The organism is Marinomonas sp. ATLA20 (genome assembly GCF_057180105.1).
The window spans coordinates 608,986-621,919 of the sequence record NZ_JBXUKU010000001.1 but is presented as its reverse complement, the minus strand read 5'-3'; the positions used below and the strand labels follow the sequence as shown (position 1 = coordinate 621,919).

The 12,934-nt window shown below is 44.5% G+C and carries 10 protein-coding genes; 5 read left to right on the top strand and 5 right to left on the bottom strand.

Translation table 11 applies throughout. The features are described from left to right. Positions 1-69: 69 nt before the first annotated feature. Entirely contained in the window at positions 70-1,833 is a 1,764-nt protein-coding gene (locus AC2A4J_RS02765) for a sigma 54-interacting transcriptional regulator (protein WP_484174830.1), read from the top strand. A gap of 94 nt (positions 1,834-1,927) precedes the next feature. On the opposite strand, the gene AC2A4J_RS02760 is transcribed toward AC2A4J_RS02765, so the two are convergent. The 5 genes from AC2A4J_RS02760 to AC2A4J_RS02740 form a co-directional block, all read right to left on the bottom strand. Then, complete coding sequence (locus tag AC2A4J_RS02760) at positions 1,928-2,692, bottom strand: coniferyl-alcohol dehydrogenase (RefSeq protein WP_484174829.1); 765 nt, start codon at positions 2,690-2,692, stop codon at positions 1,928-1,930. 301 nt (positions 2,693-2,993) lie between these two features. Continuing rightward, on the bottom strand, positions 2,994-3,587 hold the full coding sequence (locus AC2A4J_RS02755; protein ID WP_484174828.1) for a Crp/Fnr family transcriptional regulator: 594 nt from the start codon (positions 3,585-3,587) through the stop codon (positions 2,994-2,996). Beyond that, positions 3,562-4,536 (bottom strand): DMT family transporter, encoded by a 975-nt coding sequence (locus AC2A4J_RS02750; protein ID WP_484174827.1) that lies wholly within the window; start codon positions 4,534-4,536, stop codon positions 3,562-3,564. The genes AC2A4J_RS02755 and AC2A4J_RS02750 overlap by 26 nt, the downstream gene beginning before the upstream one ends. After that, the gene (locus AC2A4J_RS02745) at positions 4,533-5,378 is read right to left on the bottom strand and encodes an arylamine N-acetyltransferase family protein (protein WP_484174826.1); all 846 of its coding nucleotides are present in this window, start codon (positions 5,376-5,378) and stop codon (positions 4,533-4,535) included. Before AC2A4J_RS02745 ends, AC2A4J_RS02750 begins: the two co-directional genes overlap by 4 nt. Positions 5,379-5,556: 178 nt before the next feature. Next, positions 5,557-6,831, bottom strand: coding sequence for an ABC transporter substrate-binding protein (locus AC2A4J_RS02740; RefSeq protein WP_484174825.1), 1,275 nt, complete (start codon positions 6,829-6,831; stop codon positions 5,557-5,559). Between the two features lie 189 nt (positions 6,832-7,020). On the opposite strand from AC2A4J_RS02740, the gene AC2A4J_RS02735 reads away from it, so the two are divergent. The 4 genes from AC2A4J_RS02735 to AC2A4J_RS02720 all read left to right on the top strand — a co-directional run bounded on the left by AC2A4J_RS02735 (position 7,021) and on the right by AC2A4J_RS02720 (position 12,932). Next, positions 7,021-9,552, top strand: a complete 2,532-nt coding sequence (locus tag AC2A4J_RS02735) for a hypothetical protein (RefSeq protein ID WP_484174824.1) — start codon at positions 7,021-7,023, stop codon at positions 9,550-9,552. 96 nt (positions 9,553-9,648) lie between these two features. Beyond that, positions 9,649-10,734: a beta-galactosidase BglB gene (bglB, locus tag AC2A4J_RS02730; protein ID WP_484174823.1), complete on the top strand. Its 1,086-nt coding sequence runs from the start codon at positions 9,649-9,651 to the stop codon at positions 10,732-10,734. Positions 10,735-10,854: 120 nt separating this feature from the next. Next, positions 10,855-11,946, top strand: a complete 1,092-nt coding sequence (locus tag AC2A4J_RS02725) for an ABC transporter ATP-binding protein (RefSeq protein WP_484174822.1) — start codon at positions 10,855-10,857, stop codon at positions 11,944-11,946. Next, complete coding sequence (locus AC2A4J_RS02720; protein ID WP_484174821.1) at positions 11,943-12,932, top strand: carbohydrate ABC transporter permease; 990 nt, start codon at positions 11,943-11,945, stop codon at positions 12,930-12,932. The genes AC2A4J_RS02725 and AC2A4J_RS02720 overlap by 4 nt, the downstream gene beginning before the upstream one ends. Positions 12,933-12,934 lie beyond the last annotated feature (2 nt).

Below are 12,934 nucleotides of genomic sequence, written 5' to 3'. Positions count from 1 at the left end.
TAAACTCAATCAACACTAGGAAAAAAGCAGTTGATCATTTCATCAATTAGATGGAGAGGAAAAATAATAATGACAGACTCGCATCGTATTTCTTTGGCAGATTTGGCTAAAAACAGCAAAAAGATCTTACTCAAAGGCTGCTCCAGTGAACTAGATGGCCAAAATGCCCCCACCGTAGAAGAGCTGACCGAGTGCCTATTTTTCTCGCCAGGTGATGGCCGTATTTGGTTAGATGATCAACGCATGCTGCTAATCCACAGCTCCTCATTTGGACTATTACGTCGTGAGATGATTGATTCTCTTGGCCTCGACAAGTCTCGCGACATTCTCACTCGAACCGGTTATTTGTCCGGTCTTCGTGACGCAGAACTCATTCAAAAACGCTGGCCAGATTCCGATCCTGCCTCCATTTTTGAAGCCGGCACTCACCTTCATGGTTTAGAAGGTGTTGTCAAAGTGGAAACCATTTTCTTTGAGTTTGATACTGAAAAAGGCGTATATGATGGTGAGTTTTTTTGGCATCACAGCAGTGAAGACGAAGAGCACATTGCCGCCTATGGCATTGGTAGCTACCCCGCCTGCTGGATGGAATTAGGCTACGCCATCGGCTATGTCTCTGGTTTGGTCGGCTCTTTGGTGATTTTCCGAGAGGTAGAATGCCAGTCTATGGGACACTCCATCTGCCGAGTCGTCGGTAAATCCGCTGAGCTTTGGGACGACATCGAAGACGACATTCGATTCCTGAATGTCACTACCAACGCTGCCGACATGCGTATAAAACCAGACCCGCAGCTCGATAAAATGGAACCAGAAACATCAGACGACCAACCCAAGATGATTGGTGTTTCCGCTGCGTTTACCGCCGCAAATCATTCGTTACAAAAAGTGGCGCCAACCAATGCAACGGTATTATTCACTGGAGAATCAGGCGTCGGTAAAGAGCTTTTTGCCAGCATGCTGCATAAGTTTAGTCATCAAACGGGCCCGTTTGTGGCATTTAACTGCGCAGCCATTCCTGAAAGCCTAATGGAAACAGAACTATTTGGTGTCGAAAAAGGCGCCTATACTGGTGCAACGAGTAGCCGCCCTGGACGCTTCGAGCGAGCAAACGGTGGCACGCTATTCTTGGATGAAATTGGAACTCTTAGCCTTGCTGGACAAAGTAAATTATTGCGCGTCTTACAAGAAAAAGAGGTAGAGCGAGTCGGAGGCATCTCAGCGATTAAAATCAATGTTAGAGTCGTCGCAGCAACCAATGTCGACCTACGTAAGGCCGTTGAAAAAGGCGAATTCCGCGAAGATCTATTCTTTCGTTTAAACGTATTCCCTATCCATCTACCACCACTAAGAGATAGAAAAGCCGATATTCCCCTGCTCGTTAACCACTTCTATCATCAGTTTTGCCAACTGCATCAAAAAGCCCCTTCGGGCATGGCGCAATCCGCACGACAGGCGCTATTAAATTATCGCTTTCCGGGTAACATTCGTGAGCTACAAAATTTGATGGAGCGCGGCGTGATCGCTTCCGAAGAAGGTGAGCCCATTGATCTCCCACATTTATTTAGAAATGAATTTATTCCCGAAGAGATTATTTACTCAGTGAATCATCAAGGCACGTTAAGCCATGCTGATAGCAAAAAAACATCCACTGAATCGCTCTTGGAGCAGATCACGCAATTTGTTGGTGGGGAAGATCATCTAGATATAGAAAAGCTTGAACAAAATTTATTACAAGAAGCCGTCGATAATGCCCAAGGCAATTTATCTGAAGCCGCCAGACGAGTTGGCCTAAGCAGGCCACAACTGGCTTATCGCCTCAAAAAGAATAAGTAAGGCAGACAAATGGCCATTTAAAATAGAGTAACGCCATGAGGAAGCGTGATCATGGGGTTACTCTATTTTTTTTAGTCTGTCGTATTGCGCGTCGTTACAAATAAGTAGAAGCCAGCCCGCCATCGACAGGAATATTAGCGCCACACACCCAGCGGGATGCATCGGAGCAAAGAAAAGCAATCACTTCTGCCACTTCATCTGAGTAAGCAGGACGCAACATGCGTTCGGCGTCTTTTTGGACTCGCTCCTCACCCAACATAGACACAAAATCGCCTAAAATGGGCGTAAAGACAGGACCAGGCGCCACACAGTTCATACGTATGCCATGATCACGAAACCAAGTAAAAGCTTGCTGCGTAGACCAAACAATCAAGGCTTCTTTAAAATATTGATAGCAGGTTTCTTGTGGCACTGGATTCTTTTTCAGCCAAGCAGCGCCTTCTTCAAAATAAGAGGTATCAGCCAAGGTTTTATGCTGTTCAAGACGTTCTGGCCATTCAATACCTAGAACAGAAGCCACATTCACAATGCTGGCCCCTTGATTGAATCTAGGAATCAAAGCTTCACTTAAATGGCGTAACCCCAAGTAATTAACTCGACCAACCAAATCAGCCTCAGCCGTACCAGGAACACCTGCAATATTACATAGAGCATCGATTTTTTCTGGCAATAAATCCAAAGCCGTATCAATCGCGGTAGGATTACCCAAATCAATTTGGACAAAACCATCCAACGTCATACTAGGTTCATTGCGATCAACCCCTATAACCCGTGCACCATGGAAACGAGCCAGCCTTGCAACGTCAGCACCGATACCAGAAGACACACCGGTGATTACGATCGTTTTATTCGTTAACATTATATTGTTTCTCCTTATTTTTGTTATGAAACCGACAGAGTAGAAAAACGCCACTGTGCTAATCAGTTACAAGGAGAATTGCATGGAATATGCCCAAATCGAAAAAACAACCATAATTTTATTTTATGCTTCTTAAGGCATTGATATTCATATTGATTTCTTATCAAGGAATAAATAAAGGACAGGACAACCTAGAAGGTTTCTTCCCCTATATTTAACCAAATAGTAAAACCCAAAAATCAGATAAGAAGAAAATTTGATGATTTAAAGAAATAGTCGAAAGGGAAAATGGCAACAATAATCAGTCTTTCTGCCATTTAAGCGTCTGCCGGATTCGGCTTAACGCCACAGGAGTAATGCCGATATAAGACGCAATTTGTTGCTGTGGAATCACATTTTTCAGTTCAGGGTAGTCGGCACAAAAATCGAGATAGCGACGCTCAGCAGAATGTTTTACAAAGGCATTTTCACGCTCTTCTTTGGTAATAAAAATACGCTCTAGAAATTTAGCGTAACACTCTAAAAAGCCGACATCCTGACGCATTTGCTCATAAAAAGCTCGCCAAGGATAGGAAGAGATCATGCTATCTTCCAAAGCCTGAATACCGAACAAAACACGTGCTTCGGTCACCATCGCCTTAGTTGAGCCAATGATTCTGGGGCTTTTCGCAAAGGTTTGCGTGAATTCTTTGCCTTCATCGGAGACACTCACATAACGCACTAATCCAGAATGCAAAAAAAACAGACGATTCGCAAAATCCCCTTGCTGAAATAAATAATCGCCTTTGCGAATGACATGAACGTCCATTGGCACTGTCAGTCTTTGCCAATCAATGTCATAACCCAATTCGTTAAAATAGGCTTGAAAGCTATTTTGCAGTTGAATTCGATCCATGGACTATTTTCACCTTGCTTAAATTGCCATCAATAAGAAACAGTGCAATACCTAAAATGAGAATGCCTGAAGCAAAAGGCCAATCTACCAAACTTAATAAACGTGATTGAGTCAACGCAGTAAACAAGGCAACCCAAACAGGTATCGAATAAGACATCGCCAGCAGTCGACTCGCTCCAACCGTCATTACCAAACGCTGCTGCAATATAAAGGTAAATAAGGTCGTAAACACCGTCAAATACAATACATTCACCCAAAAACCTTGTGACGACCATTGCACCTGATCCAGTTCACCCCAGATCAACGCAATAGGCAGCAGCCAGAGCGATCCAAATAACATAATCATAAACGCGCCAGACAGCGCGCCTAACGAACGCCCCCATTTTTGTACCGACACCACATGCAGCGCCAATAAAAAACACGCCCCAACAAAAATATAATCGCCTGAATGCCACCCGAAGCCATCGTTACCTTGAATAGGAAAGTCTTGCGCGGAAGAACCTTGTGTAGAAAATAACACTATCATCGCGCCGATAGAGCCAAGCACAAAGCCAATCACTCGCCACAAAGGCGCGAGTTCTTTTAGCCAAACTCTCGCAATCATCACACCAATTAAGGGAACCAGTGTATACAAAACAGAAGTATTAAGCGGCGTTGTAGACTTCAAAGCGACAAACAAACCGATAAAAAAGCCGACTAACGCGCCACTGATCACCACATAATGAAAAAGCCGCTGTCGAACAGCAAACAACGCCTTAAACTGCTCGATTTTATTCAGCTTGCCACGATGCCAACTGAACAATAAGGCCGGCAACATAATGAACATCGCCAATAAAAAGCGAAACGCCGAGGTCGCAATAGGACTAGCGTATTCCACCATATGACCCGATACGATAAAAGAAGACGCCATCAACCAAGCCCACAACAATAAAGTAAAAAGCGCAGTCATGGTTTTGCTCCGACGCTATTCGCCGACAACATGGGCTCTAAAAAACGAATAAATAAATGCTCGACCACCGCGGGTTCAAGAGCAAGACCAAACTCAGTTAGTAGAATATTACCAAGCACTTTTGGGCTTTCAATCTGCTGCTTACACTCGCCTAGTCGGTCTCGCGTGATAAGTTCAGAATTCACCAACGCAAGGGTCTGATCGTTCTTTTTCAGTGTCACCATCAAGTTCTTTAAAAACACCGCATGTGGATTTTTATGAGAATAAAAATGTCCTAACTCACAATCTGCATCGCTGTAAGCCGCATTGTCAAAGCGATAAAGGGTGAAATAGTCCGCGTCTTTTATTACTTGAAGATCGTATTCGCCCTTACCTTTTGCCAACAGGCGATAACGATCCAAACCTGCTACTTGATCAGTATTAATATCGAGTCGTAATGGCGCTATTGGCCCATTGCCACCAAAACCTGTGTCCACTAAATAACTCACGCCTTCTAGTGTTAACAAGGTTACTCTGTGGGTTCTGCCTGCTTCGCGCTCAAGGTTATTATTCAGTACTCGCGCCAACTTAAGCTGCACGTCATAACCCAACGCTTTCAACAACTCATACGTCAACTTGTTATGCTCAAAGCAATAACCACCCATACCACGCGTGACGATTTTCTCGCTGATTGCCTCTACATCCAGAGAAATATCTTCCCCTAGCACCACCGCCAAACTATTAAAGCTATAACGCGCCACATGCCGTTCTTGCAACGCCATAACAAATTCAATGTTCAGCTGCTCCGGAACCGCCAACCCAAGGTCGGATACATAGTTTTGTAGACTTGGTGATAACAACATAATTTGCGCCCTTTAATAATGAACAAACATGGAATACAACCAAGATTACAGGAGCCAAGCAGATAAGGAATTAACATAGGTTAAGGCGGGGCGCCTTTTTATAGTCAGATTATAGACAAAAAAAAGCAGCGTTTTACCGCTGCTAAAACTTTCGCCCTAGAAAATTGCTTCATCCTAGCTATTGCTTGCTTAACTCCGCGTTACCTCTTGCCACATCCGATGCCATGCGTTCATAAGTCTCTTCTAACGTCAGTTCACCAACGATTAACTGACTCATTCGCTGTACAGCGGAGTCGTAAACGATATTAGCGCCTTTCGCCTTTTGGAGGCGACGAATGCTCTCAGTGACATTACTTGCGTTATTAGCAAACACAGTCATCGCCGCTTTAGCGTTTTCATCATCAAGTTGGTAATTGATGTTTTTAACATTCGCACCTGGAATAATAATGAACTCTTCTGCAAGCTCTCTTTGAACAGGTTCGGAACCCAAATATTCAATCAATTCAGCGACCGCTTCAGGATGTTTGGTATGTTGAAATGCTGCGACATAAGTTGCTCCGGGCATAGGAATACAGCCACCATCGCCACAAGGCGCATCCAAAGCAGTCCATTCAAAGGCATCGCCTATTTTTTCTTTAAATGGGTTTACCATCCAGTTACCCGCAAAGTAAGTCACTACGTTGGCATTAATAAACTCATCACCCATATTTTTATAGCGAGTTCCCCCTGCAGCTCCCCACATTTCTTTAGGAAAAGCGCCTGTTTGTGTCCAATGATAAAGGTCTTTTATATAGGCTTTAGTAGGCGCATCGGGAAAGTTAAATGTCCCATCACTATTAACAAAGTTGGCACCATAAGAATACGCTGGCCCACTAAAGCGGTGTCCAGAACGGTCCATTGTGAAAGGAATATCGACACCGGTTTTATCGGCAACTTTTACCGAAGCCGCAACCACGTCAGCAAGCGTCGCACCTTTCTTAGGTAATGGCACGTCTGCTTGTTCAAACAAAGTGACGTTAACAAAAGGCTGGTTAAGAGTTTGTGAAGCAACATAGCCGCCAATCTTATCTGGAGCACTTTTTTCATCACGCAATAAGCTTAGTGTATTGCCATGAAGTTTAATAAAACCCTCTGGGTCTTTCATATAAGGGCGTAAATCTAAAGTGAATCTTATGAGAGAGTTGTCAGCAATTTTCGCCAGATCAGGGCCTTCACCCACAGACAATTGCAAAGGCAGCTGCTCTTTGGATTGAGCATAGCTTGTGGTGACAAAGTCTACTGATATATCAGGATGAGTGTTTTCAAACTCATCCACCAACTCACCCATTTTTTTCACATAATTGGGATCATCATCAGTAAACCAAAAAGTTAAGTTTTGTGTGGCGGCTTGCGCCTGCCCAGCCAATAACGATGCGGCAGCAAGAGTACTTAGAACAACATTCAAACGAGCCATTTACTTCACCTCATTTTGTTTTTATTTAGTTAAGGTTATGAAAATATTTTCATTAAATTAATTCGAAATTTACTATTGATAGCGGTTAGATTATAGACATATACTGAAAAAAATTGCCAAATAAAATTTGAAAAACTCTTTCAACAAATAAACAACGAAAATTTTTTCATAAAAATAAAGAGACCCAAAATGAACAAAAATAAAATCTATTGGGACCTTGCTACTAACAGCGCAATTAACCGCTGGGCTATGTCACCTGCCAAAGAAACCTATTTTCCGGGCGAAGCCAGAATCATGCCGGACGCCGTAGACTATCGCTTTATCAATGGCTGGGTAGAGACAGGGGATTTACCCTGCAGAGAAAGTTTGAGGGAGCATATTGCTCAGCGGACCGTATCCCTTCCTAACGACCTTTCTTTCCCTGAAATCTATTTTGGCGGTGAGGACAACCGTGTGGACTTCTCCACTTTTCGCTTCCGCCCAACATTAATAGAGCGCTGGCTGACTTGCTCCTTATTCTCAGAACAAGCCCAAGAAGTTGAGTTTGCTTTAGAAACTTGTGGCGGCGTTCACATTTGGCAAGATGGCCAAAAAGTGGTCCAGCTTGACCATTATCAACGCAACAGCCCAACAAACCAATCGCTCACTTTAAACCTTCCAGCGGGTAGCTGTGAGCTGATTGTTTTCTTAGAAGAGCTCCATGAACGTGATGCCAGCTGCTATTTTGTCTTGACGCTTAAAAAAGGCGACAAAATCAAAACGGGGCTATCACTAGAAGTTGATGAAGACGAAGTAAAAGAAATCGAAAAAACGCTCGACGGTTTACGTACCAATCAAGTGTTTTATTGCAATGAAGACCTATTGATCGAAGCCGATTACAAACCAACAAAAGCGACCAAAGTACAGCTTGATACTGGCAGTTATCCTAGCGAAACCGTCACCATGAATGTACTACTTGATGGTATGAAGATGCAGGAAGAAGTCAGCTTCGTTGTTGACCAAACATTTTCATCTGCCACTCTATTTAATACTCAGGGTTTAAACGCAGGCTGTATTTCGCTGCGCTTTTTGGTCAAAACAGGCCCACTTACTTTTAGCCGCAGCCTTGGCACGACCATTTTACCACCAGCAATCGATGTCACCGCAGCAGATTTGACATCACGCAAAGCACTCGCCTTACAAACCATGCTCAGCCATGGAAAAGAAGAACCCGCCAGAGCATTAGCTGCTCTGGCCTTAAAACAGCAGCCAGAATTAGCCAGCCGCCTGATTGAACGAGCCCTACTGCCTATTAAAGAGCGCCACGATTGCGCGGATTTCTGGATATTGCCACTTCTTTGGATGTACAAAAGTTATGCTTACTCTCAACTTAAACCGGCGCTTTGGGATCAAGTCAAACACGAGGTACTAAACTTCCGCTACTGGCTAGATGAACCGGGCAATGACGTTATGTGGTTCTGGAGCGAAAACCATGTTTTATGCTTCCACGTCGCACAATACCTTGCCGGCAGTTTATTCGAAGATGAGATCTTCCCGAATAGTGGCAAAACAGGCAAGCAACATAAGGCTCAAGCCCATGCTCGTTTAATCCGCTGGTTTGACTCAATGGATGATCACGGACTAGCGGAATGGAACTCAGCGGCTTACTACCCGATTGATTTTCTTGGCTTATTTACTCTAATGACTAATGCTGAAGATGACATATTGGTTTCTCGAGCTAAACAGCTGATCGATCAGATTTTTATCATGGTTGCCCTTCATACCACTGGCAGCGTATGCGCCGGCTCTCAAGGTCGAATTTATGAAAAAGAATTATTGGCGGGACCTGCAACGGAGCTTGGCTCCATCGCGGCCATTGCCTTTGGTGGACAATGGTACCCAGGCTACGACCGAGTAACAGCGTTGTTAGCAGTAAGTGATTACCAACCACCTCAGCTTTGCCAGCGCTTATTGAGTGTGCCAGCAGGAGAATCCATCTACTCAAGATACACGCAAGGATTAGATCACAACGCGAAGATCACCTTATGGAAGTCTCCGTCGCTTCAACTGTCCACGGTATCCGACTACAAAACAGGACAAAAAGGCCACCAGCAACACTTTCTAGATGTACAAACCAATGCTCACCCTTTAGCTCGTTTCTGGATCAACCACCCAGGTGACCTAAAAGTCTGGGGCGGAAGTCGACCTTCTTATTGGGCCGGTAACGGCGTGCATCCAAAAGTCGCGCAATACAAAAACATTGGCTTTATGATTTTTGACCAAAGAGCCTTCGCTGATGTCATTAACTTTACCCATGCCTTTGTGCCAGCACCAATTTGTGATGAATTTATCGAAGAATCCCATTGGTTATTTGCTCGCTCTGGTTCAGGGTTCGTCGGCATTTATTCTTCTCAAGCCTTACAACCATTGAAACATGGACTTTATGCCGGTTATGAATGGCGCGCTTACAGCGACCATTGTGCATGGCTAGTGATAAGTGGCGAAGTAGAAGATCATCAAGACTTGGCAAGCTTCCGTGAACATTGCTTAGCACACGCCCCTGAATTCCGAGAGGAAGATAATCAAATAAACCTAAATTATGACAATGGCACATTGGCCTTGAATTACCAATCAGGCATTCACCTACAAAGTAAACCTATCCCGTTTGCTCCCTTGTCACCTATTCCACACTTAGCCTTTTGCGACACTGAGCTTATTCCTTGGCAGGATTTATCGTCATAGCACCTTTTTCAATTTATTACGGCTATTTATCCAGCCACAGTTTATCAAGGCTCTGTTTATTAAATGATAGAGGCTAAGTATTTGGAGAACACAAACATGCAAACAAACATCAACACAGACAATTTAAATCAAGCATTAAACGCTTTATCACAAGGCTTCCGTTCACTGAAAGGCATAGGCGATGTCGAAGCAAAATCCAGCGACGACATCCTATTCGATGAATGGGACTGGGAAGTAGGCGTCGGATTATACGGTGATTTTCGTGATGCCAAAGAACGCAACGACCAAGCCGCATTAGAACGCATTGGCCGTTGGTACGATTGGCAGATCCAACGCGGTTTACCTCGCCGCCAAGTCAATTCAACTGCGCCTATGCTAACGCTGGCCCTCTTAGCCGAACACTTTCAACGTGAAGACTGGAAAAACATTGTCGAAGAATGGGCCGACTGGATTCACACTCAAATGCCCAAAACCGATGAAGAAGGTTATCAGCATCTCGTCAAAGAACGTGACAACGACGGTGAACTCTGGGATGACACCTTATTCATGGCCGCTTTATTTATGGGCGTAGCGGGCAAACTTTGCCAACGACCAGAGTGGTCCGAAGAAGCGCAATATCAATATTTATGTCATATCCGTTTTCTTGGCGACACGCACAGCGGACTGTTTTATCACGGCTGGACATTCCTTGGTCGACATAACTTTGCCAATGCACTTTGGGCCCGTGGCAATGCTTGGTTAACGCTTTCTATTCCGGAGCTGTTTCGCATTCTTAAGCCGCAAAGCGTCACCGCTCGACAATTAAAAAATGTGTATTTAACGCAAGTCAAAGCACTAAAAGAGTGCCAACGTGAAGACGGCATGTTTCATACTTTACTTGATGACCCTAGTTCACCTATTGAAGCATCGGCCACCGCTGCCATTGGTTATGGTTTACTGGCTGGCTGTCGCGAAGGCTTGCTAGAAATCACAGAATACCAAGACATGATTAATTTATGTCTGAATGCAGTGGTCACTAGAATCAATGACAAAGGTATTTTGGAAGAAGTATCCGATGGCACTGCCATGGGACACTCATTAGATTTTTATAAGCAAATTGGCAATACGCCAACGCCTTACGGCCAAGCACTAGCGTCACTTTTTTTATCTGAATATCGGAGTGTAACCAACAAAAAACGCTAACACTCGCATTAATAAATACTCTTATAGAGGCCTTTTTCACGACACGCGAGCGAAACCAAGACAAGGTAAAGCAGTCGTAAAAAGACTCTAATAACAAATATAAAAAACAGGAGCACCAAAATGGCTGCCATTCAGCTCAAAAACCTTCATAAACGCTATGAGTCCATTGATGTCATGCATCACGTTAATATCGACATCGAGGATGGAGAGTTTGTCGCTTTGGTAGGACCGTCAGGTTGCGGCAAGTCTACTTTATTACGTTTAATTTCTGGATTAGAGGACATCACATCAGGGGAGATTTTGTTTGACGGCAAAATTGTGAACCAACTTTCCCCCGCCGAGCGAGAAATCGCCATGGTGTTCCAATCCTATGCGCTTTACCCACATATGACAGTGAAGAAAAACCTGTCGTTTGGTCTCGAAAACCTCAATATGGATCGTGCCATCATCGAAGAACGTATCCAAAAAGCGGCCAAGCTACTCGACCTTCTACCTTATATGGACAGAAAGCCCAGAGCGCTGTCTGGCGGACAAAGGCAACGGGTCGCCATTGGTCGAGCCATCGTACGTAACCCAAAAGTTTTTCTATTTGACGAACCTCTGTCTAACCTAGACGCCAAACTGCGAGTGCAAACCCGCGGCGAAATTACTAAGCTCCATAAAAAGCTAAATACCACCATGATTTATGTGACCCACGATCAAGTGGAAGCCATGACCATGGCTGAAAAAATCGTCGTGGTTAACGCCGGTAGAATTGAACAAGTCGGCAAGCCTCTCGACCTTTTCGAACGCCCTGCTAACCGTTTCGTTGCTGAGTTTATTGGCTCACCCAAAATGAACATGTTTAAGGCCAAAATCACCAAGGTTGATGAAAGCGGAATTGAAGTAACGTCAGCCACCATCGATCATTTCAGTATTCCCGTCATTTCAGAAAGTGCAAAAGTAGGCGATAGTGTCACCCTTGGCGTTCGTCCATCGCACATCGAAATTGCCGAATCTGGTATTCCATTAGAAATCACTCAGCTTGAGTGCATGGGGCATGAAACCTTTATTTATGGATCCATGCAGGGAGAAAGTGAAGAGTTAGTGGCACACCTTCCTCATCACTTTGAAGCTGAAATTGGCGACACCATTTTCCTTCGCTTCACGTCGCAATTCATGCACGTCTTCTGCGATAAAACAGACCAAGCATTTAAGAGGATAGAAGCATGAAAAATCTGTCCGCTTTCCTTTTCTCGATTCTCGATAGATTCATGCGTTTTGTTGAATTGCCGACCGTCTATTTACAGAAAAAGATTGGCGTACAACGCATGGGCTACCTGTTTGTCGCTCCAAACATGGTGCTATTTTCCTTGTTCGTTTTCTTACCCGTTGGCTTAGCCATTGCTTACGCTTTTACTGGCGGCACCAATATGCTGATTTGGGATCGTCCATTTATTGGCTTCGAAAACTTCTCACGCCTACTCAACTGCGGCAGCTACATGGACCCTGCTAGCTGTGAGTTCGATCTATTCTGGACAGCCGTTCATAACACCTGGTGGTATACTTTACTCAACGCCACAGGCACCTTGATCATGGCGCTTATCACCGCCGTTGTCTTAAACCGCTTAACCAAAGGCAAGGCGCTTTTTCGCTCCATTTTCTTTTATCCGGTACTGCTGTCTCCTGTCGTGGTCGGTCTAATCTGGAAATGGTTTCTTGCTCGTGATGGTTTACTAAACTCCTTCGTAATAGACCTTGGTGGCGAACGTACTATTTTTCTACTGGAAGTCTGGTGGTCACGATTTTGGGTAGTTTATGTATCCATCTGGTTCCACATGGGCTTCTTTACTCTGATCATTTTGGCGGGTCTGCAAGCCATTCCAAGAGACATTTACGAAGCCGCAAAAGTCGATGGCACCAGCGAGTGGCGGCAGTTCTGGCGTATCACCCTGCCCTTGCTAACACCGAATTTATTGGTGGTGGCCGTACTCTTATTGATTCGCTCAGTGCAAGTCTTCGATGAAGCCTGGGTACTGACCGATGGCGGTGGCCCTGGAACCGCAAACACCTTTATTGTGCAATTTATCTATCAAACCGCCTTCAGCTCAGAAGTTAGACTTTATGGTCTTGCATCGGCGGCATCAGTATTAATGGGCTTAGCCCTGCTCGCTCTGACGTTAATACAAGTCTGGCTAGCGAAAAAAGCGGAGTACTAATT